This is a genomic window from Nonomuraea sp. WAC 01424, assembly GCF_003947315.1.
GTDB classification, from domain to species: Bacteria; Actinomycetota; Actinomycetes; order Streptosporangiales; family Streptosporangiaceae; genus Nonomuraea; species Nonomuraea spiralis.
Window position 1 is genome coordinate 1 of sequence record NZ_QHHZ01000032.1, and the last position, 23,331, is coordinate 23,331.

Consider the following 23,331-nt stretch of genomic DNA (forward strand, 5'->3'; position numbering starts at 1 on the left):
ACCAGTCGAACGACTCGGTCTGCAGAGCGAGAAGGTCAGGAACTTCGAGGGGCTCCTGGATACGCGCGAAAGAAACGCGACGGGGACCAGCGGGTACGGCGGAGGCGTTGCGCGAGGCTGCCAACAGTTGTCCTTCCGAGGGCGCGGATGGAATCGAACTGCGCGCACGCCAAACGCCCGGACGGAATCCGGGACGTTGCGGGCGGCGCGAGGCAGCAGCATAACGCAATTTACAAACGAATGTCCACACTTACTATAAGTGTCAACCTCGGTGCCGCCTTCAGCATTTCACAGCAGGGCGGCCTCGGTCAACTCCGAAACCCGAAAGCGCGTGTCCGGCCGTGGCCGCCCCCGGTCCGGGGCCGCGCCATGGTGACGCGGCCCCGGACGGTGCGGTCAGCGTTCGCTGGAGGCCGCGCGGTAGTGCAGGTCCTGCACGTTCGGCGTCGCCGTGACCGGGTACGGCGAGACCACCTTGGCCGCCGTCGCCGTCCCCCTGGTGACCGTCGCCGACGCGGTCCCCGTCCTCAGCGGGAACGTCCTGGCCGACACCCCGGCGGGCGCGTCGTAGCTCTGCGCCGTGCCGCCGATCGTCACCGACACCTTGGCCGCCGCCGTCAGCATGGTCAGCACCTCGACCGTGTCACGCGCCGCCGTGCTGCCGCCGCGCAGCTTCATGAGCTTGGTCTGCGCGAAGGTGGGCTGGGCCGCGACCGGCTGGACCCGGTGGGTGAGGTACGCCGCGTCGTTCGTGATCTTCGGGCAGCCGAGCTTGTGGCAGGTCAGGTAGTAGGCGTTGATGTCCAGGTACGTCCAACCGGCGTTCCTGGACGGCGCGAACTGCGTGTTCTCCGAGTAGTCGTTCCAGGTGGTGAGCTGGACCCAGTCGGCCTTGCCGTCGATCGCGCCCTTCCACGTCGCCCGCAGGTTCTCGGTGTTGCCCGCCTCGTCGAAGACGCCCTGGTTGGGGCGCTCGTCCTGGATCGACACCGGCTGCATCCAGATCTTGCCCATGTCGTGCGCGCGGTCGATGTTGCCGCCCAGGGCGGAGTTGGCCGCGGGGTTGCGGTTGCCCCAGTTCGAGAAGCCGTAGCTGATCGAGGCGAACGCGTCCCGGTACTTGTTGAAGTCGAGGAAGCACGGCACCAGGGCCACCTTGATCCCGTGCTGCGTCTCCATCGTCCTCATCCAGTCGGCCCACCAGGCGGCGCTGCGCCCCTCGGCCTTGAACGGCGCCACCACCAGGCGGTTGTCCGCCAGCCGGTAGACCGACTTCGAGGCGGCCAGCTTCGCCATCGCCGTGGCGAACGCGGCGCTGTCCACCGAGGCCAGGCCGTTCGTGTCCGGCATGAGAACGATCTTGAACCCGGGGTCCACGGCCTCGGCCGCCTTGATCAGGTTCTGCACCCGCGTCCAGTGCGCGCTGGTGATCGACAGGATGTCCACGGTGAACCCGTCCAGACCGGCCGCGACGGCCTGCCTGACCTCGGTCTTGAAGTCGGCCAGCGCGTAGTCGCCGGCGATCGGGTCGCGCCCGAGCGGCCGGTCGCGCAGCAGGCCGCCGTAGGCGGCGTGCTTGCCGCTCTCGCCGTCCGGCTTGAGGTAGTTCCTGGCGTAGTAGTCACTGGCCGGCGCCTGGTTGTCCAGCGAGACCGGATACGGGGTGAAGTAGTGCGCGAACACCTTCTTGGCCGACCCGCGCAGGGCCGCCGTCCCCGGCAGGACGAACGGCAGCGGCCCGTCGGTCTGCTTGCCGCCGCCCTCGGTGTAGGTGACCGTGAGCTTCGGTCCGCGGTTCCCGGTCTCGCGTGAGGACATCAGCACGGTCGCGGTGGCGTCCGCGCCGGTCAGCGCGAAGGCGTACGTGCCGTCGCCCGTCACGGCGTCGGACACGTCCAGCTTGGCCGTCGTACCGGCGGTGAAGCCGGTGTGCGAGGCCACGGCCGCCGCGGCGAACCCGGGCCGGGTGTTCCAGGTCGTGGCGGCCTCGGTCCACGAACCGGTCACGGGCCGGGCCGACACGGTGGTGTCCGTCGTCCTGGCGGAGACGACGTCCAGGGTGACCTTGACATCCTCGGCGTCCTCGGGGATGCCGGTGACCTTGAAGCGGGTCAGGCCGACCCGCTGACCCGCGGCGGCGCTGCCGCACTCGGTGCCGCAGACGCTCAGCCAGGTGGCGGTGGCGAAGCTCTTCGCCGGCTCGGCCTGGCTGACGAACACGTCCTCCGTGGCGGCGAACGTCACGGTGACCGGCGCGACGGCGGACGCCTGCGCGGGCACGGCGACGGCCGTGCCCGCCAGCGCGGCGAGCATCGCCGCCGCGGCCGGCAGGGCCCGATATCGGTTGAGCATGGAACTCCCTCGGCTCTCGGTACGCCTCCGCCGCAGCGGAGCCGCGTTGCATCGCCAACGATGGAGCAAGATCCAACAACCGACCCAGGTTTTCGGATAAATCCCCTCTTTTGGAACGATGCCAATTTTCGCGTCCCATATCCCGAGATATCGGACGCCCTCGGCCCGCTCCGATCCCCACCCCGAGGACGGCGGCGGACCCCCGCCGCCTGGGCAGGACGGACCGGCGCCTTCCGACACCTTCCAGCTCCGCCCGGCCTGCGCGCATGACCGGGCCGATGTCATCATGGGCACACGGTGTGTGATCTCGGGTAGGAGGGACCGATGTCCGAGCCTGCCTCCGGCGCCGCCGCGACCTGGCCGATCAGCCGGGACCTCGCGGGGCTGCGCCGACTCGTCCGCCGGCACGCGCTCGAGGCCGGGCTCGCTCCCGACCGGGGCGACGACCTCGCGCTGGCCGCCAACGAGGCGGTCACCAACGTGCTCGACCACGCCGGCGGGGCGGGCTGGGTGCGCATCTGGACCGACGACGACTTCCTCACCGTCGACGTCGGCGACCACACGGGCCGCCTGCGCCCGGACGCCTGCCCCGACGTCCGCCCCCTGCCCGGGCCGGGCGGATACGGCCTGTGGGTGATGCGCCACCTCTGCGATGAATTCGCCATCAGCCGCACCACCGGCTCCTCCCAGGTACGCCTCCGCGTGAAACGCCCCCGACCCGTCGGCGGGGTCAGGGGGCCAGGGCGCGGCGCAGAGTGACGCCGAGTTCGGTGATCTGCCGTTGCGAGACCTCGGCCGACAGGATCGCCTGCGACCCGTGGAACGTGCCCGCCCACTGGTGCAGCTCGACCGGCACACCGGACTGGAGGAGGCGCAGAGCGTAGAGGATGTCCTCGTCGCGGTTGGGGCACAGCTCGGCGGTGGCGACGTACGCCGGCGGCAGGCCCGACAGGTCGCCGGCCCGCGCCGGGGCCGCGTACGGGGTGGCGAGGGTGGCGCCCAGGTAGTGACGCCAGGAGGCGGCGACCTTGTCGCGGTTCATCCAGGGGGTGTCGGTGAAGTTCCGCTGCGACCAGGTCTCCTGCCGGTCGTCGAGTCCCGGCTGGTTGAGGAGCTGGAAGCGGATGGGCGGGCCCTGCTCGTCCCGCGCGCGCAGCGCCATCGCGGCCGCGAGCCCGCCGCCCGCGCTGTGGCCGCCGACGGCGATCCGTTCGGGGTCCACGCCCAGCTCGCGGGCGTGCTCGGCGGTCCAGGTCAGGACGGCGTAGGCGTCGTCCAGGGCGGCCGGGAACGGGTTCTCGGGGGCCAGCCGGTAGCCCACGGAGATCACCGTCGCGCCGGAGCCCTCGGCGAGCCGGGCGGCCCACGGGTGCTCGGTGTCCAGGTCGCCCATGACGAACCCGCCGCCGTGCAGCCAGATGACGGCCCCCTGCGCCCGCTCGGGACGGTAGATCCGGATCGGCACGCCGGGGTCGCCGGGCACCGTGATGTCCTCGATCTCCAGGTGGGCGACGTCCGGCCCCGGCACGGCGGCCGCCAGCGCGGCGAAGTTCCCGCGCTCGGCGACCGGGTCGGTCAGGTCGGCGCGGGGGAACAGCGGGATGAATGCTTCGAGTTCGGGATCCATGCCGTTCATCCTGTCGGTCGCCTCCACCGGGATCATCCGCCATCCGTCGGCCATCGCGCGCGTCCGCGCGCCGATCGTCGCATCCGCACCGCTTCTGTACGGCCGGTGACCGGTGCCGGATGGGACAGCGGCGCAAGCCGCCGAGAGCCTGCTGGTGCCAGCGCCGCGCCGACCGCGCTCGACGGTCAGGCGCTCTCCTCCATGCTGCGGCGGTGCCACTCCGCCAGTTCGACCAGCAGCCCGTCGGCCGCGCCGCCGAACATCGCCGCCAGTTCCTCGGCCCCGTCCACCACGACCACGTGGTCCAGCAGGTCAGCGCGGAGCCGGGCGGCTCTCGGATCCCCGGCGCCGTCGGGGTCGAAGGCGGTGGCCGCGAGGAACAGGCCGCCGACGCCGGCCAGGGCCGCGGTCTGCCGGGCCTGCGTGCCGAGCACCGTCGCGGCGTCGGCCGGTACGGCGGGCAACACGGGACGGCCGTCGCGCAGCAGCAGGGTCAGCGGCCGGGCGGGCACCTCCTCCCCCGCCTCGCCGTCCGGCACGTGGGGGCTCCCGTCGGCGCGGCGGGCGGCGTGCCTGGGCCGTCCCCATGGCAGGCCGCGGTCCTGGTCCTGCGCACTCGCGCGCGTGAACAGGCCGCCGTCGGCGTCGACGACGAGGTCTCCAGGCTGCCACTGCTCGCCATCAAGCGGAATGTGCGCATTCGTCATGGCTGAACGCTACGCCCTGGTTGCGACAAATCTCTGTGGCGTGCGGACGCGCGAGGTGGGCATCTGTCAGGACATGGTGGAGGAGCACGGTTGGGGCAGGCCACGGGTCGCGGTGTCGAGCTGTCTGCTCGGCGAGCCGGTACGGCACAACGGCGGGCACAGCCGCGCCCGGTTCCTCACCCAGGACCTGGCGCCGTTCGTGGACTGGCTGCCGATCTGCCCCGAGATGGAGATCGGCCTCGGCGCGCCCCGCGAGACGCTGCGCCTGGAACGTTCCCCGGCCGGTCCCCGCCTGATGACCCGCCAGAGCCGCCGCGACCTCACCGCCCTGATGGACGAGCTGGCCGCCGAACGTTCCCCGCGCCTCGCGGCCGACGGCTACGTGTTCAAGGCCAAGAGCCCGAGCTGCGGCATCCACGGCATCCCGCTCTACGCCGGGGACAACGCCGTGACCCGCAACAACCGGGGCCTGTTCGCCGACGCCGTGATCGAGGGCCACCCGCTGCTGCCCGTCGAGGACGAGGGGCGGCTCAACGACGCCGTGCTGCGGGAGGCGTTCGTCGAGCGCGTCTTCGCCCACGCGCGGCTGCGTGAGCTGCTGGAGGGCGACTGGCGTCCGCGCGACCTGGTCGCCTTCCAGGCCCGGCACAAGATGCAGTTGCTCGCCCACTCCCCCGACGGCTACCGGGAGACCGGCCGCCTGGTCGCCGCCGCGGGCATCCGGCCGCGCGAGGAGCTGGCGCAGGCGTACGGGACGGCGTTCCGGGCGGCGATGGCGGTCAAGGCGTCGATCGGCCGGCACGTCAACGTCCTGCAACACTGCCTGGGCATGATCGGCGACGAGCTCGACCCGGTGCGCCGGGCCGACCTCGTCGAGGTCATCGGCTCGTACGCGGCGCACCGGGTCGCGTTGTGCGTGCCGCTCACGCTGCTGCGCCACCACGCCCGGGGCGAGGCGGCCACGTACGTCGAGGATCAGACGTACTTCTCCCCCTATCCGGAGGAGCTGGGCCTGCGCAACCACGTCGTGTGAGACCGCCGCGCCGCAGGCGGCGGCGCGGCGGGAGGAAGCACTTAGAGCGGGGTGGGCTCGGTCGGCAGGGAACCGTCCGAGGCCGGGGAGTCGGCATCACGCGGTGGCACGTGGTGCACCCGCGCCGAGCCGATGTGGAAGTACAGCCCCACCAGCGTCAGCTGCCCGGCTCTGACCTGTTCGTCCACCTTGCGGTAGGTGCGCAGGTTCTCCAGTTGCTGCTGGATGTTGAGCCGGCACAGCGCGTCGAGGGCCGCGTCCTCGACGGTGGTGTCCTGGCCGCTCTCGCCGAGCCGGTCGAGGCTGGGGTGGCCGTGCCGGAGCCAGCGGGTGAGCTGCGGCAGGCCCTCGGTGGTGGCCGGGCCCTGGAGCAGCGCCGCCATCGCGCCGCAGCCGGAGTGTCCGCAGACGGTGATGGTGTGCACCTTCAGTACGCCGGTGGCGTACTCGATGGCGGCGGCCACCGAGTCGTCGCGCGGCTCGGCCCCTGAGCACGGCACCAGGTTGCCGATGTTACGGACGGTGAACAGGTCGCCGGGGCCGCTGGAGGTGATCAGGCTGGGCACGACGCGGGAGTCGGCGCAGGTGAGGAACAGATGGGAGGGCCGCTGCTGGGTGGCGAGCTGGGTGAAGACGGGCCGCAGCAGCGGGGCGGTGCGCTTGTGGAACTCGTCCGTGCCCTGGGCGAGCCGGCACTCGATCGCCGCCGCGGCCGTCAGGGGACGGCGGCGGTGGGTCCACGGGAGCCACCAGCGGCCGGGCGCCTTGGGCGGGCTCTTGGCCGGGAACATGCGGCCGCCGCTGGCCGCCATCGAGTACCACTCGTCGTGCAGTTCGTCGACGGTGACCGTGCCGCCCAGGCGTTCGTGGTCGAGCCGCCAGGAGTGGAGCGCGTCGAAGGCGGCGTTGTCCATGAAGTCGATGTTCAGGTCGAGGTCGACGGCGGTGCCGGGCGGGATGGCCCGCAGCTCCTGGGTCAGCCGGGGCACGCCCAGGAAGGTGAGCGAGCCGGAGACCGTCGTGTGCATGACCCCGCCGGGTTCCTCCTGGCGCTTGTCCACGGTCACCCGGGTGAGCCGCCGCAGCGCGAGCAGGGCGGCCAGCGCCAGCCCGGCCAGGACGCCCTCGGCCAGCCCGACCAGGATCACGCCGGACATGGTGATGACGTAGACGGGCACCTCGTTGTGGCCGTGGACCTTCCTGAGGTGGCCGAGGCTGATCGTCTTGATGCCGATGAAGACCAGCAGCGCGGCCAGCGCCTCCATCGGGATCAGCTTGATCGTCCAGCCCAGGCAGAGGGCGAACAGCAGGACCCAGACGCCGTGCAGGACCGCCGACCAGCGGGTACGGGCGCCGGCCTGGATGTTCGTGGTGCTGCGCACGATCACCCCGGCGACCGGGAGCCCGCCGAGCACGCCGCTCAGCATGTTGGCCACGCCCTGGCCGGTCAGCTCCCGGTCCAGGTCGGAACGGGCGCCGGTGTGCATGCCGTCGGTGGCCACGCAGCACAGCAGCGACTCCGCCCCGGCCACCAGGGCCACCAGCAGCACGCCCATGGCGATGTGCTGCCAGTCACCGCTGGGCAGCTCGGGCGGCGCCCACGCGGTGATCGCCCCGGACAGGTCGATGCGGGTGACGTTCCACTCGAACGCCGCCGCGGTGACGGCGGCGGTGAGCAGCGCGGCCAGCGCCGCGGGGATCGCCCGGACGTGTTTCGGCATCCGGCCCCAGACCAGCAGGACCGTGACGGTGAGGATGCCGACCATGACCTTGTGGCCGTGCATGTCGAGGATCTGGCTGGGGAGCTGGGCCAGGTTGGCCCAGGCCGACTGCTGCGGGCTGCCGCCGAGGACGACGTGGAGCTGAGCGAGGGCGATGATGATGCCGACGCCGGCCAGCATGCCGTGGACGACCGCGGGCGAGACCGCGAGGGCGGCCCGGGCCGCCTTGAACACGCCGAGCAGCAGCTGGAGGCCGCCGGCCATGATCGTGATCAGGCAGGTGGCACGCCAGCCGTAGGTCGTCACCAGACCGGCGATCACCACCGTGAGGCTCGCCGTCGGACCGCTGACCTGCACCACCGAACCGCCCAGGCGACCGGCGACGATGCCGCCCACGGCGGCGGCGACCAGACCGGCCGCCAGCGGCGCTCCCGCGGCGAGCGCGACACCCAGCGAGAGGGGCACCGCGACGAGGAACACCACCAGCGATGCCGGCACATCGTGTCTGAGAGTACGCATGATGTTACTCTCCGTAGTTATATTCATGCGGCACACCTTAGTGCCAGATCAGCCCTACGTCCGACGCCGGTTGAACCCGCCGGACATGTCCGGCTGCCCGGCGGGCCGGGCCGCACGACCCCTCAACTGGCCGCGTCCTCGCAACGGACCGTGACGAGGGCGAAGAACAGGTGGGTGCGCGCGTCCTGCGAGACCACCGACTCGAACACCGAGCAGTCGGTGAAGCCGTGGCTCAGGGCGTTCCGGCGGGCGGCGGTCTCGGCGCCGGCGAGGGCGACGTTCTCGACGAGGTTCCGGGCGGACCCGTCGAACAGGGTGGCCTGCTGGAGGGTGGCGGCCGACGCGGGCGCCGCGACGGATAGCGCAGCTCCGGAACCGGCCAGGGCCGCCGCGCTCAGCACCGCCAGCAGCCTTCTCCTCAGATGTGTCATGGTTTCCCCCCATGGTCGGGATGGTTGGGCCTTCACCTGTTGGGGCGTTCCAAGCCGTTCCATCCGCGCGGCGGGTCAGGAGGACGCGCTGGGGATGCCGAGGGGGTCGCGGGGGGCCTCACCCTTGGCCTCGGCCATCTCCTCGCCCAGCTCCTGGAGCCGGTTGCGGCCCATGGACCGGCGCACCTGCGGGAACCAGTCCTTCTCCTCCTCCTCGACGCTCTCCAGGATGTGGCCGGTGGTGTCGGGGGCGCCCGCGCGGGCGGCCGGGTAGAAGATCGTCTCCTCGATGTAGGTGTGGGCGGTCAGCTCCTCGACGACCTGCGCGACGATCTTCTGCTTGGTCCTGTGGGCGTCCGGGCCCGCCTGCTCGAACTGCTTGAACAGCTTCTCCACCGTCTTGTGGTCCTCCTTGAGCAGCACGATCGCGTCCATGAACGGCCTCCCTGGGGTCGGGACGCCCGGCGGGGACGGGGGTGCCGGGCGCCTGCGTCCGGCCCAGGTACCCGGAGGTCAGGCCCTCACACCCCGGCCTTCGACCTACCCGGGGTCCGCCGTCACCAGCGATCCCAGTGCAGGACCTCCTCGCGCGGGACGCGGGGCGCGGGCCTGAAGTCGGTGCCGAGGGTGAAGGCCAGCGGGACGAACGCGGCCAGCATGACCTTGTCGTGGGGCACGCCGAGCACCCGGGCCAGCTCGCGTTCGTACGGGCCCTGCGCGGTGGTCCAGACCGTGCCGAGGCCGCGCGCACGGGCGGCCAGCATGAAGCTCCACACCGCGGGCAGGATCGACCCCCACGTTCCGGCCTGCTCGGTCACCGTCGCCCGGTCGGTCCGCCCCTCGACGGCGGGGATGACGAACGCGGGCACCCGGTGGATGTTGGCGGCCAGGTGGCGCAGCCCGTCGAAGACGCGCTCGGTGGAGCCGGGATGGTGGTTCATGCGACGGATGTCGTGTTCGGTCAGCGGTTGCCCGCCCCCGGCGGCCAGGGAGCGCAGGAAGAGGTCGGCCACGGCCCGGCGCTGCGCGGCCTCGGTGACGACGAGGAAGTGCCAGCGCTGCCGGTTGCGCCCGGTCGGGGCCTGTACGGCCAGGTCGACGCACTGCTCGATCAGCTCGCGAGGCACCGGGCGGGTGAGGTCGAGGCGCTTGCGCACGGCGCGGGTGGTGCTCAGCAGCTCGTCGGGGGTCAGGTCAAGGGTCATGTGAGGTCTCCTTCCGACCGAAACCGTATGCCCACAAATCATCTGTCGTCAAACAATCTGCCTGAAGACGGATGCGCTATGCTGGGGGCCCACCGAGGAGGAGAGCGATGGCGACGACCACACCCGACCCGCGCGGGGCGTACTTCCCGCGGCTGGCCGCCGAGCGGCTGGACATCGCGTTGTGCCGCGCCTCGGCCACGGTGTCCCGCGCCGCCGAGGCGCACGCCGGCCGGGAAGGGCTCGGCGTCGGGCAGCAGCTCGTGCTCCAGATGCTCGACGACACCGGCCCCTGCTCCCAGCAGACGCTCAGCGAGGAGCTGCGCATCGACCGCAGCGTGATGGTGGGCGTCTGCGACGACCTGGAGCGGGCCGGCCACATCCGCAGGGAACGCAACCCGCGCGACCGCCGTTCCTACGCCGTCACCATCACCGCCTCGGGCCGCCGGCGGCTCGCCGCCGCCCGCGAGTCGATCCCCGCCTTCCTCGACGACACCTTCCACGCCCTCACCGCCGGCGAGCGCGCCCAGCTCGGCGCCCTGCTCGCCAAGATCCTGCACGACGGCGCACCCCGGCCCGCCTGACCCGTCAGGCGCGTGACCAGGCTCGCCGGAGCGTGCGGTAGTCGGTGAGGGTGACGCCCTCCCGGCCGAGGAGGTCACGGGCGGCGGGCACCGCCCATTCGCTGAGCCCGGGAGGCAGCTCGCGCGCGCATCCTCCGGCGTCCGGGGGGGAAGCCCAGGAGTGCGCCGGAGGTGGGCGGGGCGGCGTGTTCTCGCATGGGGGAAGGGGGGCCGTCCGGGGGCGGGCCCGCATCCGGATTTCCGCGCGGCGGGCCGCCCGGCGTGGCGTCCCGCGAGGTGGGTACGCCGTGCTTGCGGTCAACCCCCCGCAGGCGGCGCTCGTGGGAGCGGGCCCGCGCTGTGGCCCTCGTAACCGGCCTCACACCACACGAGGGAACGAAGATGAGGACATCACCCCGGAGCCCGCGGGCGCCGCTGCCCCTTCTGCTGGCCCTGTGCCTGCTGGCGCTGCTGCCGGCCTGCAACCCGGGGCAACGGGAGTCGCCCCTCCCCCAGGCCACCGGGGGCAACCGCGAAGGGCTGGTGGACGGTCAGGTGGGGGCGATGCGGCTGCTGCACGTCCACATCCTGGCCCCGCCCATGGACCAGCAGAAGTCCGGTGACGACCTGGGCCTCTACCTGACCCTGGTGAACGAGAGCGACCAGCCCCAGAAGCTGACCGGCGTCAGCACCGTGCACGCCAAGAAGGTCGTCTACCGCGCGGGCCCCGGCGCGCCGCAGCAGGAGGTCAGCGTGACGGTGCCGCCCCGCACGACCCTCTCCCTCCAGGAGGGGCAGAGCCGGCCACATCTGGAGATCCTCGACATCGACCAGCCGCTCGGAGCCACGCCGATCGACGTCACCTTCCGCCTGACGACCGGGACGACCACTCTGCGCATCCCCGTGCTGCCGCTGGAGCGGGGAGCCGGCTCGCCCGCCCCGGGCCACAGCTGACCCGAGCGCGAGCTTTCTGCCATTCTGTGGAGATATATCCGGGGTCTGCTCTTGGTGAGTTTCTGCGTTCCCGTCGTGCCCGGCTGCGGCCGGAGGAGCTGGGGCTGAGACCCGGCGTACGGCGCCGCCGGGTCGCGGGGCTGCGCCGGGAGGAGGTGGCCCCGCTGGCCGGGGTGAGCGTCGGCTACTACACCCGCCTGGAGCAGGGGCAGAGCCCGAACGTCTCCGACGACGTGCTCGACGCCGTCGCCCGGGTGTTGCGCCTGGACGAGGACGAGGTCCGGCACCTGCACCGGCTGGCCCGGGTCGCGCGGGCCAGGGAAAGCGTGCGGCCGGAGCGGTCACCGCCCCGGACGGCGACTTCGACGGCGCGACGGCCGACCCCGCGCTGGTGCCGGCCGCCTGGCGGGCCTGGCACGAGGAGGTCGCGTTCGCCGACGGATTCGTCGCCCGCGCGCCCGATCTCGACGTCGAGGGCCACGACGCCTGGCGCGGCACGGTCTCGCTGCGCTGGGTGCTCGTCCACCTGATCGAGGAGTACGCCCGGCACAACGGGCACGCCGACCTGCTCCGCGAGCGGATCGACGGCGCCGTCGGCCTCTGAGTGCCGGGGCCGCCTCCGGGACGTCCGGGCCGTAGCGGTCAGGATTCGAGAAGCGCCGCGGCCGGAGCGGAATTACCGTGACCGGCATGGACATCAGCATCCACTCCAGCTACCTCCCCCACGACGACCCGGACGCCTCCCTGGCCTTCTACCGCGACGCCCTCGGCTTCGAGGTACGCGGCGACGTCGGCTACGACGGCATGCGCTGGATCACCGTCGGCCCCGCCGGGCAGCCCGGCACGTCGATCGTGTTGCAACCGCCGGTCCCCGACGGGTGCGGCATCACCGACGACGAGCGCCGTACGATCGCCGAGATGATGGCCAAGGGCACCTACGCCGGCATCAACCTGGCCGGGGACGACCTCGACGCCGTCTTCGACCGGCTGGTGGACAAAGGGGCGGAGATCGTCCAGGAGCCGGCGGCGCAGCCGTACGGGGTGCGCGACTGCGCCGTACGGGACCCGGCGGGCAACCTGATCCGCATCAGCCAGGCCCCCTGAGCGCCGCGGGCGGCCTGGTCAGGGGTGGGGCTGGAGGAACCGGCGGGCGCCGCGCAGCGTGGTCCGCAGCAGCCGCCGGGTCGCGTCGCACTCCAGGCGCACGTCGAGCGGGCCGGGCACGCCGGACTCGGCCCGCCGGCCCGCCGGCAGCCGGTCGGGGTCGAGCCCGTCGCGGCGGGCGATGAGCAGGCCCAGCTCGTACCGGCTCAGCGCGTCGGCCCCGGCGACGTGGTGGACGCCGTGACGACCGGACGCGGCCAGTTCGAGCAGCGCCGCCGCGAGGTCGGCCACGTGCACCGGGCAGCGTACGTCGTCGGTGAACAACACGCCCTTCGCGCGGCCGGCGGCCAGGTCGTGCACCAGCCTCTCCTGCGCCGAACCGCCGTCGCCGACGATCAGGGACGTCCTGGCGATCACCGCGGACGGCGCGACCGCGGCCACGACCGTCTCGGCCGCCGCCTTGGCCGCGCCGTACGGGGTGATCGGGTCCGGGGCGCACGTCTCGTCGTAGCGGATCGCGGCCCCGGAGAAGACCGCGTCGCTGGAGACGTGGACCAGACGGCTGCCCGCCGCGGCGGCGGCCAGGGCCACGTTCGCGGCCCCGGTGGCCGTGGTCGCCCAGTCGTGCTGCCGGTAGGCGGCGTTGACCACCGCCTCCGGCCGGTACGCGGCGACCAGCGCCTCGACGTCCGGGCGGCGGCGTACGTCGAGCGGCGACCAGGCGACGCCCTCGTCCCGCCCCGGGCGGGTGTGGCAGGTCGCGGCCACCTCGTGACCGGCCGCCGCGGCCTGCCGGACGAGCTCGGCGCCGAGGAAACCGCTGCCGCCGACGACGAGCAGCCTCATGGGGCCGTCACCTCTGTCCGGCGCCGACGTAGGCGGCCAGGTGCTCGCCGGTCAGGGTGGAACGGTCGGCGACGAGGTCGGCGGGGGTGCCCTCGAAGACGACCAGGCCGCCGTCGTGGCCCGCGCCGGGTCCGAGGTCGATGATCCAGTCGGCGTGCGCCATGACCGCCTGGTGGTGCTCGATGACGATCACCGACTTGCCGCCGTCGACGAGCCGGTCGAGCAGGCCGAGGAGCTGCTCGACGTCGGCGAGGTGCAGGCCGGTGGTGGGCTCGTCGAGCACGTAGACGTTGCCGCTCTTCTCGGCCATCTGGGTGGCCAGCTTGAGCCGCTGGCGTTCGCCGCCGGACAGCGTGGTGAGCGGCTGGCCGAGGCTGAGGTAGCCGAGCCCGACGTCGGCGAGCCGGCCCAGGATGGCGTGAGCGGCCGGGGTGCGCGCCTCGCCCGTGCCGAAGAACTCCTCGGCCTCGTTCACCGACATCGCCAGCACCTCGCTGATGTCCCGTCCGCCGAGGTGGTACTCCAGCACCGAGGCCTGGAAACGCTTGCCCTCGCACTCCTCGCAGACGGTGGCGACGCCGGCCATCATGGCCAGGTCGGTGTAGATGACGCCGGCGCCGTTGCAGTTGGGGCAGGCGCCCTCGGAGTTGGCGCTGAACAGCGCCGGCTTGACGCCGTTGGCCTTGGCGAACGCCTTGCGGATCGGGTCGAGCAGGCCGGTGTAGGTCGCCGGGTTGCTGCGCCGCGAGCCGCGGATCGGGCTCTGGTCGATCGACACCACGCCCGCGCCCGCCGGGACGGACCCGTGCACGAGCGAGCTCTTGCCGGACCCGGCCACGCCGGTGACGACGACCAGCACCCCGAGCGGGATGTCGACGTCGACGTCGCGCAGGTTGTGCTTGTCCGCGCCGCGGATCTCCAGCGCGCCGGTGGGCTTGCGCACCTCGTCCTTCAGGGCGGCCCGGTCGTCGAGGTGGCGGCCCGTGACGGTGCCGCTGGCCCGCAGGCCCTCGACGGTGCCCTCGAAGCAGACGGTGCCGCCGTTCGTCCCGGCGCCGGGGCCGAGGTCGACGACGTGGTCGGCGATCGCGATGGCCTCCGGCTTGTGCTCGACGACGAGCACGGTGTTGCCCTTGTCGCGCAGCCGCGTCAGCAGGCCGTTCATGCGCTGGATGTCGTGGGGGTGCAGGCCGATGGTGGGCTCGTCGAAGACGTACGTGGTGTCGGTGAGGGAGGAGCCGAGATGGCGGATCATCTTGACGCGCTGCGCCTCACCGCCGGACAGCGTGCCGGCCGGGCGGTCGAGCGACAGGTAGCCGAGCCCGATCTCGACGAAGGAGTCGAGGGTGCGGCCCAGCGTGGTGAGCAGCGGCGCCACCGACGGCTCGTCGAGGCCGCGGACCCACGCGGCCAGGTCGCTGATCTGCATCCGGCAGGCGTCGGCGATGCTGATGCCGGCGATCTTGGAGGACCTGGCCGCCTCGGCGAGCCGGGTGCCGTCGCACTCCGGGCAGGTCGTGAACGTGACCGCCCGCTCGACGAACGCCCTGATGTGCGGCTGCATCCCCTCCTTGTCCTTCGACAGGAACGACTTCTGGATCTTCGGGATCAGGCCCTCGTAGGTGAGGTTGACGCCTTCGACCTTCACCTTGGTCGGCTCCCGGTACAGGAAGTCCTGCATCTCCTTCTTCGTGAAGTCGCGGATGGGCTTGTCCGGGTCGAGCAGCCCGGACTCGGCGTAGACGCGTACGGTCCAGAAGCTGTCGGACTTCCAGCCGGGGATGGTGAAGGCGCCCTCGGCCAGCGACTTGGAGTCGTCGTAGAGCTGGGTGAGGTCGATGTCGGAGACCGTGCCCCGGCCCTCGCAGCGGGGGCACATGCCGCCGAGGCGGGTGAAGTTCTGCCTGACGGTCTTGCTGGAGCCGCGTTCGACGGTGATCGCGCCGGTCGCCCGGACCGAGGGCACGTTGAAGGAGAAGGCGTTGGGCGAGCCGATGTGCGGCTGTCCGAGCCGGCTGAACAGGATGCGCAACATCGCGTTGGCGTCGGTGGCGGTGCCGACGGTGGAGCGGGGGTCGGCGCCCATCCGCTGCTGGTCGACGATGATCGCGGTGGTCAGGCCTTCGAGCACGTCGACCTCGGGCCGCGCCAGCGCCGGCATGAACCCCTGGACGAACGTGCTGTACGTCTCGTTGATCAGCCGCTGCGACTCGGCCGCGATCGTGGCGAACACCAGGGAGCTCTTGCCCGAGCCGGACACGCCGGTGAACACCGTCAGCCGGCGCTTGGGGAGCTCGACGCTGATGTCCTTGAGGTTGTTCTCGCGCGCGCCGTGGACCCGGATCAGATCGTGGCTGTCTGCGATCTGCCGCTCGGGCGGCGTGTGCGTGCTCATCGTCTCTCCGTCTCCCGCGTGGCCCCGCCGGTGTCGCCCGGCCGGGTCTGACCAGCTACGAGGGTACTGGGGCTCCGGGAGCACACGCTTCTCCATTCCTGACCGGTACGCCCGCCGGACGCCGGTTCAGGAGCGGGTCTCCTCGATGAAGTCGAGCAGGTCCTGGTTGAGCTGGTCGGCGTGGGTGACGAAGATGCCGTGCCCCGCGCCGGGGTACTCGTGGTACACGTTGCCCGGCACCAGCTTCGCCAGCCGCCGCCCGCACAGCGCGACGGGGGCCGAGGCGTCCGCGTCGCCGTGGATGATCAGGGTCGGCACCCGGATGGCGGCGCTCTCCTCGCGCAGGTCGGTGCAGACGCCCGTCATGACGACCTCGGCGGCGGCCTTGGCCGAGCAGTCGAGGCACTTCCGCACGGTCCACTCGATGAGCTCGGCCGAGACCTGGTTGCCCCGCTGCGTGGCGAAGAACGCCTGGGCGTTGTGGGCCAGCCAGCGGGGGCGGTCCTTGGCGCGGTCGGCCGCGACGGCGTCGAAGACGCCCCGCTCGACGCCGTCGGGGTTGTCGGGCGTACGGACGATCAGCGGCGCGGTGGGCGAGATCAGCACGATCCGGCTGACCCGGTCGTCGCCGTGGCGGGACAGGTAGCGGATCACCTCGCCGCTGCCCATCGAGTGCGCCACCAGCGTCACCCCGCGCAGGTCGAGGTGGTCGAGCAGGGCGGCGAGGTCGTCGGCGAGGCTGTCGTAGTCGTAGCCGTGGCCGACCCAGTCGGAACGGCCGTGGCCGCGCTTGTCGAAGGCGACGCAGCGCAGGCCGCGCTCCGACAGCGGCAACATCTGGAACTCCCAGGAGGTGCTGCTGAGCCAGGCCCCGGCCACGAACACCACCGGTTCGCCCTGGCCCCAGTCGGTGTAGAACAGGCTGGTCCCGTCGTGGCTGTCGATGTACGGCATGTGATCCTCCCGGATGTCCTCGCGCTTATGGGAGAACTCTCGCGCAGCGCGGGTCATGCCGTCGATTACGCGCGAGGTAATGCGCGCGCCTACCTGTCGGCCAGGCCGCGTTCCAGCACGCCGAAGGCCGTTCCGACGGCGGCGACGTGGTCGTCCAGCACGTCGGCGGCCAGCTCGCCGGCCAGCATCCGGGCCGCGGTCCCCAGGAAGGCCGAGCGGTACGCGCCGACGAGCATGGCCGCGGTCAGCCGGCCGGGCAGGCCCTCGCCGGACTCGTCGATCAGGGCCGCGAGCACGGTCTCCAGCTCGTCGGCGATCTCCCTGGCGCGGGCCCGCAGTGCCGCCGAGCCGGTCACGACCCGGAAGAAGTGCACGAACCGGTCGTCCACGCCGCCGAGCGGGTGACCTTCCCGCGCGTGCCTGATCAGCATGTCCCGCAGGGCGGACAACACCGGCTCGCCCGCCTTCCGGCCCCGGACGGTTGCCGTGACCAGCTCGACCAGCTCGGGGATGCGGTCGAAGAAGATGTCCTCCTTGCGGGGGAAGTAGTTGAAGACCGTCACCTTGGAGACGTCCGCCGCCTCGGCGATCTCGCCGATGGTCACCTCGTCGAACCCGCGCGCGTAGAACAACATCGAGCCGTGGTCGGAGATGCGTTTGCGGGTCTCGGCCTTCTTGCGCTCGCGGAGCGATCGGGTGTCTGTCACGAAAAAATTGTATCGCACTTAAAATTTAGTCGGGTATAGTTTTTGCCATGGACTACGACGTGATCATTTCCGGTGGCGGCCCCGTGGGCCTGATGCTCGCCTGTGAGCTGGGGTTGCACGGTGTGCGTGTGGGGGTGCTGGAGCGGCTGACCGAGATCGACCAGACCGTCAAGGCCGGCTCGGTCAACACGCCCACGGCGGAGGCGTTCTACCGGCGCGGGCTGCTCCCCGCGCTGGAGGAGGCGCAGGCCGAGACCATGAAGGCGTTCCAGGCGTTCATGGCGCAGCAGGGCGGCGCGGCGACGGCCGACCAGCCGAAGGTGTCCGCCTTCGCCGGGCACTTCGCCGCGCTGTGGCTGCTCGGCGACCTGGTGGACGAGAACGACCCCGACTTCGCCGACCGCGGCCCGGCGGCCCGCCTCACCGCCATCCGCCAGCAGGACGTCGAGCGCGTGCTCGGCGAACGGGCCGCCGAGCTCGGCGTGGACGTGCTGCGCGGCGTGGAGCTGACCGGCTTCGAGAGCTCCGCCGACGGGGTCGTCGTACGGGCGGGCGAGCGGGAGTTCCGCTGCGGGTGGCTGGTGGGCTGCGACGGTGGCCGCAGCACCGTACGCCGTCTCGCCGGGTTCGACTTCCCCGGCACGCCGCCGATGATCACCGGCCATCAGGCCATCGTGTCAATGGAGGGCGCCGAAGGGCTCGGCGTCGGCTGGACGCACACCGACACCGGCATCTACGCCAACGGCCCGGTCCCCGGCCGCATCCTCACCGTCGAGTTCGACGGGCCGCCCGAGGACCGCACCACGCCCGTCACCGCCGAGGAGCTGCAGGCCAGCCTGCGTGCCGTCTCCGGCGTGGACGTCACCGTCACCGGCGTGCGGTCGGCCACCCGTTTCACCGACAACGCCCGCCAGGCCACCACCTACCGGCTCGGCCGGGTCCTGCTGGCCGGCGACGCGGCGCACGTACACTCGCCGTTCGGCGGCCAGGGGCTCAACCTGGGCATCGGCGACGCGGTCAACCTCGGCTGGAAGCTCGCCGCGGTGATCGCGGGCCGCTCCCCCGAGGCGCTGCTCGACACCTACACCGCCGAACGCCATCCGATCGGCGCGTGGGTGCTCGACTGGACGCGCGCGCAGGTGCTGCTCATGCGTCCCGAGGCCCGCTCCCGCGCGCTGCGCGCCGTCGTGTCCGACCTGATCGGCACCACCGCCGGGACGACGTACTTCGTCAAGCGCATCTCCGGCGTCTGGCAGCGCTACGACCTGCCCGGCGGCCACCCGATGGTCGGCCGGAGCGTCCCGGACCTGGAGCTCGCCGACGGCACCCGGGTCGCCGACCACCTGCACCAGGGGCGCGGGCTGCTGCTGGACCTCGGGCTCGACCTGGCGGCCGACCCCCGCGTGCCGTCGCTGCCGGCCAAGCCGGTGGACGCCCGCGACTTCAGGGGCCTGCTGATCCGGCCCGACGGCGTCGTCGCCTGGGCCGGCGACACCCCGGACGCGGCGCTGGAGGAGGCCCTGGCCACCTGGTTCTGACCGGCGGGCGCCTACGCCGGTCCCGCGCCGTAGCGGCGGTCGCGGCGCAGGGCCAGTTCCTCGTCGTCGACCAGGGTGAGCATCGGCGTGCCCGGCTCGCACAACATGGTGACCGTGAAGCGGAGCGGGACGTCGTCGCGGTTGTTGCCGTCCTGGTAGTGGATGACGTCGCCGCCCGGCTCCCAGAACGCCTCACCGGCGCGTACGACCCGTTCCGGCTCGCCCTCCAGCTCCAGCAGCATCTCGCCCTCCAGCACGAGCCCGAACGCCGGCCCGGAGTGCCGGTGCGGCGGGGTGCCGGGATCGCCGGGCGGGAACTCGACGACCACCGTCATCGCGTGCGCCCCCTGCGGGACGAACGGCGGCTCGGCCTCCTGCAGCACGGTCAGCGCGGTCCGCCAGGCGGTCGAGCGCGGCTCGCGCCCGCCGGCCGCCGGTACGTCGTGGGACATGCCCGTCCTCCTTCACGAACCCTCGCGGACGGCGGTTACCGGGCGGCCCAGTCGCTGTAGCGGATCCGGCCCAGGGTGGCGCCGTCGGCGGGCACCAGCGAGCGCTCGGTCAGCTCGCTGCCGAAGTAGCGGGCGTGCTCGTCGGTGACCACCTCGCGCGGGTCGTCCAGGGCGGCCAGCGCCTCGCGGAAGAACTCGTCCATCCGGAACTGCTCGGGCCCGGCGAGCTCGGTCCGGCCGTTCAGCGGCGTCCCGACCGCGACCCGGCCGACCTCCGCCGCCACGTCGTCGCCCGCGACGGGCCGGAACAACACGGGCGCGATGTGCACCTCGCCGCCGGTGGTCGCCTCGTCGGCGATGCCGCGTACGAACTCGAAGAACTGCGTCGCGTGCACCAGCGAGTACGGGATCGGCGACTTCTCGATCAGCCGTTCCTGGGCGATCTTCGCGGCGAAGTAGCCGTTGTCGGGCATGCGTTCGGTGCCCACCACCGACAGCGCGACGTGATGGCCCACGCCCGCCGCCGCCTCGGCCGCCAGCAGGCTGCCGGTGGACGTCTCGAAGAACTCCAGTACGGCGGCCCGTTCGAACGACGGCGAGTTGGAGACGTCCACGACGACCTGCGCGCCCCGCAGAACCTCGGCCAGCCCCTCGCCGGTGAGGGTGTTGACGCCGGTCCTCGGGGACGCGGCCACGGCCTCGTGCCCCTGCTCGGCCAGCTTCTCCACGAGCTTCGACCCGATCAGGCCGGTACCGCCGATGACGACAACCTTCATGACGAACTCCCTCTCACCCTTGTGACAGCCGCCGGGGGATTTCCCTCCGACGGATGACATGTCCAGCCGGCGGGCGGTCGGCACCGGTCGTGACGGGTCCATTACCTCCCGATGTCGTGTTGTCACACCCCATCCCCTGTGCTAACAATTCGATTCTATGCTGACCAACACAGAGGAGAGCCCCGTGAACGTCGCGATGATCGCAACGCACTACCCGCAGCCCGCACACCGGGAGGAGTTCGTCGCACGGGTGCACAAGGTGGCCGAGGTGTTCCGGGGCATGCCCGGCTGCCTGTCGGCCGAGATCTGGCTGACGCAGGACGCGGTGGTCTCGTTCGTGCGCTGGGAGTCCGACGAGGCGTTCGCCGCGTCGCTGCCCGCGCTCGGCGACGCGGACGTCGACGTGGCCTTCGACGAGCGCGAGGCGCGTCCGCGCGAGATCGTCCGGCTCGTCGCCGCCTGACGTCCCGGCCGGGTACGGCTAGTACCCCGAAGGACGCACCAGCCCGGTCTCGTACGCGAAGACCGCCGCCTGGGTACGGTCACGCAACCCGAGCTTGACCAGGATCCTGCTCACGTGGGTCTTGACCGTCTGCTCGGCGACCACCAGGCGCTCGGCGATCTCCGCGTTCGACAGGCCCTGCGCGATCAGCGTCAGCACCTCGGTCTCGCGCTCGGTCAGGTCGCCCACGCGATCCTTCAGCGGCACTCGCGGGGAGGCGGTCACGCGGGAGAACTCGGCGATCAGCCGCTTGGTGACGTTCGGCGCCAGCAGCGCGTCACCGGCGGCCACCACCCGCACCGCGTGGGCCAGTTCGGCCGCCGAGGCGTCCTTGAGCAGGAAGCCGGACGCTCCGGCGCGCAGGGCCTCGTAGACGTAGTCGTCGAGGTCGAAGGTGGTCAGGACCAGGACCTTCACGGTCGTCTCCGGCCGCCTGGCGATCCTGCGGGTGGCCTCGATGCCGCCGAGTTCGGGCATGCGTACGTCCATGAGCACGACGTCGGGGTTCAGCTCGGCGACCTTGGCGACGGCGTCGAGGCCGTTGACGGCCTGGCCGACGACCTCGATGCCGGGCTCGGCGTCGAGCAGCACGGTGAAGCCCTGGCGGACCATGACCTGGTCGTCGGCGATGAGCACGCGGATGCTCGTCATGGGATGGTCTCGATGCCTTTCTGCGTGTCGGCGGGCAGGAGCACGCTGACCTCGTAGCCGCCGTCCGGGGTGGGCCCGGCGACGACGTCGCCGCCCAGCATGGCCGCGCGTTCGCGCATGCCGAGCAGCCCGTGCCCGGCGCCGGGCGTGGACGGCGCCCGCCCTCGCGGCGAGTCGTTGACGACGCGGATCGCGAGCGCGCCCGGCCGATGGGCCAGCCGGACCGCCACCGGCGCGCCGGGCGCGTGCCGCATGGCGTTGCTGAGCGCCTCCTGCACGATCCGGTACGCCGACAGCTCCACGCCGGGCGACAGCGGGCGCGGCTCGCCGTCGGTCTCGGCGGTGAGCGTGACGCCCGCGCCGCGCACGTTGTCGAACAGCTCGCCGAGCCGGTCGAGCGTGGGCTGCGGGGCGTCGCCCGGCTCGTCCTGCGCGCGCAGCACGCCGAGGACCCGGCGCAGCTCGGTCAGCGCCTCGACCGCGTTCTCGCGGATGCCCGCCAGGTTCTCCCGCAGCTCGGGCGACGGGTTGTCCACCAGGTGCGGCGCGACCTGGGCCTGGATGGAGATCACCGACATGTGGTGGGCGACCACGTCGTGCAGTTCGCGGGCGATCCTGCCGCGCTCCTCCAGCAGCGTGCGGCGGGCCCGTTCCTCGGCCGTCAGCTCCTCCTGGGCCTCCAGCCGGGTACGGGTCGTCCTGAGCAGGCGCACGCCCGCCCCGACCATGACCGCGACCGCGTCGGCCACCAGGGCCACCAGCACGGAACCGGGATCGTTGGCCTCTGGGAGCAGCACCACGAGCAGCACCGCCGTCAGCGTGGTGACGGTCAGCGCCTCGGCGGCGACGCGGGGGCGTACCCGCAGCGCCAGCAGGAACAGCACGCCGGCCTGGAGGGCGATGCCCGAGCCCGTCCACGGGAAGGCGAGCGGTTGGGCGTACGGCGGGAAGGGCAGCCGGTCGTACACCTCCAGATTCACCATCCAGGGGAAGCTGAGGCTCTGGGTCAGGTACGTCATCCCCGACCGCGCCCCCGCGACCATGAGGCCCAGCGTCGCCCACCAGGCGGGCAGCGGGCGCGACATCGCCAGCACCATGGCCGCCGCCTGGGCCGTGGCCAGCAGCGGGACCGTCGGATCGACGCCCTCGCCGCCGGGGAACATGCCCATGAGCAGCGCGTACAGGATGACGAGGACATGCGGCAGCCGGGAGAGCGCGCGCGGGCCGCCCATCCGGGGAAGCGGGTCGGGGGCCTTCGTCCACAGGTCCGCGCGCAGGGTGGCGAGGGCTTTCCGCAGCCTGCTCATCGCCCCTCGCCCACGATCCTTCTGTCCAGACTTGCCCCTTTGGTCCAGCTTAAGGGGAGGCCCGCCACAATCCGCGCGATGTTCGCCAGCGCCGTAGAACCGGACGCCAGGTAGTCGCTGTGGCCGCCGCCGCCCGCCGCGAAGACCCGGGCGCCGAACCCGGGCGCGACCGGGTCGGCCCCCAGCCCCACGGTGCCGGACGGCAGCTCGACGGACAGGTGCGGCACCCGCCCCACCCAGTCCCCCGCCGTGCGCCCGGCCCACACCACGGCCCGGGTACGCAGCTCGGCGAAGTCGGCCACGCCCGCCCCCGGGCTGCCGAACAGGACGACGGCGGCGACGTCGAGCCGCGGCGCGGCCCGGCCGCACACCACCGAGCCGTAGGAGTGGCACAGGAGCGAGATCCGGGCGCGCGGCCGGATCGTGCGCAGCTCGTCCAGGAAGGTCCGCAGGGCGGGGGCGGCCTCCTCGGCGCGTCCGGGGGTCAGCGCCTGGAGGCTCACGCTGCTCGGCGTGGCGTACCCGAGCCAGGCGATCACCGCCGAACGCTCGCCCAGCGCGTCCCGCAGTCTCATCGAGCCGCCGCGCAGCAGGCCGTACTTGTCCAGGGTGATGCCCGCGCCCGGGACCAGGACAGCGATCCGCTCGGCGGTGGACAATTCGCCGAAGACCTCGACGGCCCGGCCGCCGTCCCGGCCGTCGAACGACAGGAAACGGCGGGCGGGGACGGCCAGCTCGCGCAGCGCGGCGGCGCGCCGGTGGTGACCGTACCGGGTGGCGACGCGGCCGGCCGCCAGGATCTCCGCGCGGGCGGCCGCGTACCGACCGGCGAGCGCGGAGGGCGGCGGAAGGACGGCGGGAACGGGCGCCTGCACCGCTCCCGCCACGCACGCCATCGGTCCCGCCAGCGAGGCGGTGACCAGCGTGGCGAGCAGGAGGCGGCTGCCGCGAGTGCCCATGGGGGTGGCCCTTCCGTGCGGGGGACGATGC

At 72.5% G+C, this 23,331-nt stretch carries 24 protein-coding genes and 1 pseudogene; 9 read left to right on the forward strand and 16 right to left on the reverse strand.

Annotated features, from left to right (window positions below):
- Window positions 1-396: 396 nt before the first annotated feature.
- Entirely contained in the window at window positions 397-2,352 is a 1,956-nt protein-coding gene (locus DMB42_RS50880) for an endo-1,3-alpha-glucanase family glycosylhydrolase (RefSeq protein ID WP_125648990.1), read from the reverse strand.
- A gap of 324 nt (window positions 2,353-2,676) precedes the next feature.
- On the opposite strand from DMB42_RS50880, the gene DMB42_RS50885 reads away from it, so the two are divergent.
- Window positions 2,677-3,111 (forward strand): ATP-binding protein, encoded by a 435-nt coding sequence (locus DMB42_RS50885; protein WP_125648993.1) that lies wholly within the window; start codon window positions 2,677-2,679, stop codon window positions 3,109-3,111.
- Here DMB42_RS50885 and DMB42_RS50890 read toward each other — a convergent pair.
- Together DMB42_RS50890 and DMB42_RS50895 are read right to left on the reverse strand one after the other, a co-directional pair.
- The gene (locus tag DMB42_RS50890) at window positions 3,083-3,979 is read right to left on the reverse strand and encodes an alpha/beta hydrolase (protein WP_125648996.1); all 897 of its coding nucleotides are present in this window, start codon (window positions 3,977-3,979) and stop codon (window positions 3,083-3,085) included. The genes DMB42_RS50885 and DMB42_RS50890 overlap by 29 nt on opposite strands.
- Before the next feature lie 185 nt (window positions 3,980-4,164).
- Window positions 4,165-4,686 (reverse strand): hypothetical protein, encoded by a 522-nt coding sequence (locus tag DMB42_RS50895; RefSeq protein WP_125648999.1) that lies wholly within the window; start codon window positions 4,684-4,686, stop codon window positions 4,165-4,167.
- A 73-nt stretch (window positions 4,687-4,759) separates the two neighbouring features.
- On the opposite strand from DMB42_RS50895, the gene DMB42_RS50900 reads away from it, so the two are divergent.
- Entirely contained in the window at window positions 4,760-5,719 is a 960-nt protein-coding gene (locus DMB42_RS50900; RefSeq protein ID WP_125649114.1) for a DUF523 and DUF1722 domain-containing protein, read from the forward strand.
- A 41-nt stretch (window positions 5,720-5,760) separates the two neighbouring features.
- Here DMB42_RS50900 and DMB42_RS50905 read toward each other — a convergent pair whose 3' ends face one another.
- The 4 genes from DMB42_RS50905 to DMB42_RS50920 all read right to left on the reverse strand — a co-directional run bounded on the left by DMB42_RS50905 (window position 5,761) and on the right by DMB42_RS50920 (window position 9,595).
- Window positions 5,761-7,959, reverse strand: coding sequence for a SulP family inorganic anion transporter (locus DMB42_RS50905; protein WP_260478421.1), 2,199 nt, complete (start codon window positions 7,957-7,959; stop codon window positions 5,761-5,763).
- 122 nt (window positions 7,960-8,081) lie between these two features.
- A complete protein-coding gene (locus tag DMB42_RS50910) occupies window positions 8,082-8,390 on the reverse strand; it encodes a hypothetical protein (RefSeq protein ID WP_125649004.1) in 309 nt (102 codons plus the stop codon).
- Window positions 8,391-8,465: 75 nt separating this feature from the next.
- The gene (locus DMB42_RS50915) at window positions 8,466-8,825 is read right to left on the reverse strand and encodes a hemerythrin domain-containing protein (protein ID WP_125649007.1); all 360 of its coding nucleotides are present in this window, start codon (window positions 8,823-8,825) and stop codon (window positions 8,466-8,468) included.
- A gap of 122 nt (window positions 8,826-8,947) precedes the next feature.
- Window positions 8,948-9,595 carry a nitroreductase family protein gene (locus DMB42_RS50920; protein WP_125649010.1) on the reverse strand — a complete coding sequence of 216 codons (648 nt, stop codon included), beginning with the start codon at window positions 9,593-9,595 and terminating at the stop codon, window positions 8,948-8,950.
- Window positions 9,596-9,702: 107 nt separating this feature from the next.
- Between DMB42_RS50920 and DMB42_RS50925 the strand changes: the two genes are divergently transcribed.
- From DMB42_RS50925 to DMB42_RS50945, 5 genes and pseudogenes are all read left to right on the forward strand, one after another.
- Entirely contained in the window at window positions 9,703-10,176 is a 474-nt protein-coding gene (locus DMB42_RS50925; RefSeq protein WP_125649013.1) for a MarR family winged helix-turn-helix transcriptional regulator, read from the forward strand.
- A 381-nt stretch (window positions 10,177-10,557) separates the two neighbouring features.
- Complete coding sequence (locus DMB42_RS50930) at window positions 10,558-11,109, forward strand: copper chaperone PCu(A)C (protein ID WP_185845310.1); 552 nt, start codon at window positions 10,558-10,560, stop codon at window positions 11,107-11,109.
- A gap of 26 nt (window positions 11,110-11,135) precedes the next feature.
- Window positions 11,136-11,339, forward strand: a pseudogene (locus DMB42_RS54580) (helix-turn-helix domain-containing protein); the annotation flags it as partial.
- 161 nt (window positions 11,340-11,500) lie between these two features.
- Window positions 11,501-11,713, forward strand: a complete 213-nt coding sequence (locus DMB42_RS54585; RefSeq protein WP_396986421.1) for a DUF664 domain-containing protein — start codon at window positions 11,501-11,503, stop codon at window positions 11,711-11,713.
- Window positions 11,714-11,799: 86 nt separating this feature from the next.
- Window positions 11,800-12,213 (forward strand): VOC family protein, encoded by a 414-nt coding sequence (locus DMB42_RS50945; protein ID WP_125649022.1) that lies wholly within the window; start codon window positions 11,800-11,802, stop codon window positions 12,211-12,213.
- A gap of 18 nt (window positions 12,214-12,231) precedes the next feature.
- On the opposite strand, the gene DMB42_RS50950 is transcribed toward DMB42_RS50945, so the two are convergent.
- From DMB42_RS50950 to DMB42_RS50965, 4 genes are all read right to left on the reverse strand, one after another.
- Complete coding sequence (locus DMB42_RS50950) at window positions 12,232-13,059, reverse strand: sugar nucleotide-binding protein (RefSeq protein WP_125649025.1); 828 nt, start codon at window positions 13,057-13,059, stop codon at window positions 12,232-12,234.
- Between the two features lie 7 nt (window positions 13,060-13,066).
- On the reverse strand, window positions 13,067-15,454 hold the full coding sequence (locus DMB42_RS50955) for an excinuclease ABC subunit UvrA (RefSeq protein WP_125649028.1): 2,388 nt from the start codon (window positions 15,452-15,454) through the stop codon (window positions 13,067-13,069).
- Between the two features lie 126 nt (window positions 15,455-15,580).
- Window positions 15,581-16,408 carry an alpha/beta fold hydrolase gene (locus DMB42_RS50960; RefSeq protein WP_125649031.1) on the reverse strand — a complete coding sequence of 276 codons (828 nt, stop codon included), beginning with the start codon at window positions 16,406-16,408 and terminating at the stop codon, window positions 15,581-15,583.
- Between the two features lie 89 nt (window positions 16,409-16,497).
- Window positions 16,498-17,115: a TetR/AcrR family transcriptional regulator gene (locus DMB42_RS50965; protein WP_221762735.1), complete on the reverse strand. Its 618-nt coding sequence runs from the start codon at window positions 17,113-17,115 to the stop codon at window positions 16,498-16,500.
- A 47-nt stretch (window positions 17,116-17,162) separates the two neighbouring features.
- On the opposite strand from DMB42_RS50965, the gene DMB42_RS50970 reads away from it, so the two are divergent.
- Window positions 17,163-18,653 carry an FAD-dependent monooxygenase gene (locus DMB42_RS50970; RefSeq protein ID WP_125649034.1) on the forward strand — a complete coding sequence of 497 codons (1,491 nt, stop codon included), beginning with the start codon at window positions 17,163-17,165 and terminating at the stop codon, window positions 18,651-18,653.
- Window positions 18,654-18,664: 11 nt separating this feature from the next.
- On the opposite strand, the gene DMB42_RS50975 is transcribed toward DMB42_RS50970, so the two are convergent.
- Together DMB42_RS50975 and DMB42_RS50980 are read right to left on the reverse strand one after the other, a co-directional pair.
- Complete coding sequence (locus tag DMB42_RS50975) at window positions 18,665-19,105, reverse strand: cupin domain-containing protein (RefSeq protein WP_125649036.1); 441 nt, start codon at window positions 19,103-19,105, stop codon at window positions 18,665-18,667.
- 35 nt (window positions 19,106-19,140) lie between these two features.
- Entirely contained in the window at window positions 19,141-19,881 is a 741-nt protein-coding gene (locus DMB42_RS50980) for an SDR family oxidoreductase (protein WP_125649039.1), read from the reverse strand.
- Window positions 19,882-20,038: 157 nt separating this feature from the next.
- On the opposite strand from DMB42_RS50980, the gene DMB42_RS50985 reads away from it, so the two are divergent.
- Window positions 20,039-20,344, forward strand: coding sequence for an antibiotic biosynthesis monooxygenase (locus DMB42_RS50985; RefSeq protein ID WP_260478422.1), 306 nt, complete (start codon window positions 20,039-20,041; stop codon window positions 20,342-20,344).
- Between the two features lie 18 nt (window positions 20,345-20,362).
- Here the strand turns inward: DMB42_RS50985 and DMB42_RS50990 are convergent, their stop codons facing one another.
- The 3 genes from DMB42_RS50990 to DMB42_RS51000 are packed head-to-tail and all read right to left on the reverse strand — an operon-like array spanning window position 20,363 to window position 23,300.
- On the reverse strand, window positions 20,363-21,034 hold the full coding sequence (locus DMB42_RS50990) for a response regulator transcription factor (RefSeq protein WP_125649042.1): 672 nt from the start codon (window positions 21,032-21,034) through the stop codon (window positions 20,363-20,365).
- Complete coding sequence (locus DMB42_RS50995; RefSeq protein ID WP_125649045.1) at window positions 21,031-22,341, reverse strand: sensor histidine kinase; 1,311 nt, start codon at window positions 22,339-22,341, stop codon at window positions 21,031-21,033. Before DMB42_RS50995 ends, DMB42_RS50990 begins: the two co-directional genes overlap by 4 nt.
- On the reverse strand, window positions 22,338-23,300 hold the full coding sequence (locus DMB42_RS51000) for an alpha/beta hydrolase (protein ID WP_125649047.1): 963 nt from the start codon (window positions 23,298-23,300) through the stop codon (window positions 22,338-22,340). The genes DMB42_RS50995 and DMB42_RS51000 overlap by 4 nt, the downstream gene beginning before the upstream one ends.
- Between the last annotated feature and the right edge of the window lie 31 nt (window positions 23,301-23,331).

What these genes read in the sequence shown, in the direction of transcription:
- DMB42_RS50880 (WP_125648990.1), bottom strand. Translation starts at nt 2,352, where the DNA reads ATGCTCAACCGATATCGGGCCCTGCCGGCCGCGGCGGCGATGCTCGCC.
- DMB42_RS50885 (WP_125648993.1), top strand. Translation starts at nt 2,677, where the DNA reads ATGTCCGAGCCTGCCTCCGGCGCCGCCGCGACCTGGCCGATCAGCCGG.
- DMB42_RS50890 (WP_125648996.1), bottom strand. Translation starts at nt 3,979, where the DNA reads ATGGATCCCGAACTCGAAGCATTCATCCCGCTGTTCCCCCGCGCCGAC.
- DMB42_RS50895 (WP_125648999.1), bottom strand. Translation starts at nt 4,686, where the DNA reads ATGACGAATGCGCACATTCCGCTTGATGGCGAGCAGTGGCAGCCTGGA.
- DMB42_RS50900 (WP_125649114.1), top strand. Translation starts at nt 4,760, where the DNA reads ATGGTGGAGGAGCACGGTTGGGGCAGGCCACGGGTCGCGGTGTCGAGC.
- DMB42_RS50905 (WP_260478421.1), bottom strand. Translation starts at nt 7,959, where the DNA reads ATGCGTACTCTCAGACACGATGTGCCGGCATCGCTGGTGGTGTTCCTC.
- DMB42_RS50910 (WP_125649004.1), bottom strand. Translation starts at nt 8,390, where the DNA reads ATGACACATCTGAGGAGAAGGCTGCTGGCGGTGCTGAGCGCGGCGGCC.
- DMB42_RS50915 (WP_125649007.1), bottom strand. Translation starts at nt 8,825, where the DNA reads ATGGACGCGATCGTGCTGCTCAAGGAGGACCACAAGACGGTGGAGAAG.
- DMB42_RS50920 (WP_125649010.1), bottom strand. Translation starts at nt 9,595, where the DNA reads ATGACCCTTGACCTGACCCCCGACGAGCTGCTGAGCACCACCCGCGCC.
- DMB42_RS50925 (WP_125649013.1), top strand. Translation starts at nt 9,703, where the DNA reads ATGGCGACGACCACACCCGACCCGCGCGGGGCGTACTTCCCGCGGCTG.
- DMB42_RS50930 (WP_185845310.1), top strand. Translation starts at nt 10,558, where the DNA reads ATGAGGACATCACCCCGGAGCCCGCGGGCGCCGCTGCCCCTTCTGCTG.
- DMB42_RS50945 (WP_125649022.1), top strand. Translation starts at nt 11,800, where the DNA reads ATGGACATCAGCATCCACTCCAGCTACCTCCCCCACGACGACCCGGAC.
- DMB42_RS50950 (WP_125649025.1), bottom strand. Translation starts at nt 13,059, where the DNA reads ATGAGGCTGCTCGTCGTCGGCGGCAGCGGTTTCCTCGGCGCCGAGCTC.
- DMB42_RS50955 (WP_125649028.1), bottom strand. Translation starts at nt 15,454, where the DNA reads ATGAGCACGCACACGCCGCCCGAGCGGCAGATCGCAGACAGCCACGAT.
- DMB42_RS50960 (WP_125649031.1), bottom strand. Translation starts at nt 16,408, where the DNA reads ATGCCGTACATCGACAGCCACGACGGGACCAGCCTGTTCTACACCGAC.
- DMB42_RS50970 (WP_125649034.1), top strand. Translation starts at nt 17,163, where the DNA reads ATGGACTACGACGTGATCATTTCCGGTGGCGGCCCCGTGGGCCTGATG.
- DMB42_RS50975 (WP_125649036.1), bottom strand. Translation starts at nt 19,105, where the DNA reads ATGTCCCACGACGTACCGGCGGCCGGCGGGCGCGAGCCGCGCTCGACC.
- DMB42_RS50980 (WP_125649039.1), bottom strand. Translation starts at nt 19,881, where the DNA reads ATGAAGGTTGTCGTCATCGGCGGTACCGGCCTGATCGGGTCGAAGCTC.
- DMB42_RS50985 (WP_260478422.1), top strand. Translation starts at nt 20,039, where the DNA reads ATGCTGACCAACACAGAGGAGAGCCCCGTGAACGTCGCGATGATCGCA.
- DMB42_RS50990 (WP_125649042.1), bottom strand. Translation starts at nt 21,034, where the DNA reads ATGACGAGCATCCGCGTGCTCATCGCCGACGACCAGGTCATGGTCCGC.
- DMB42_RS50995 (WP_125649045.1), bottom strand. Translation starts at nt 22,341, where the DNA reads ATGAGCAGGCTGCGGAAAGCCCTCGCCACCCTGCGCGCGGACCTGTGG.
- DMB42_RS51000 (WP_125649047.1), bottom strand. Translation starts at nt 23,300, where the DNA reads ATGGGCACTCGCGGCAGCCGCCTCCTGCTCGCCACGCTGGTCACCGCC.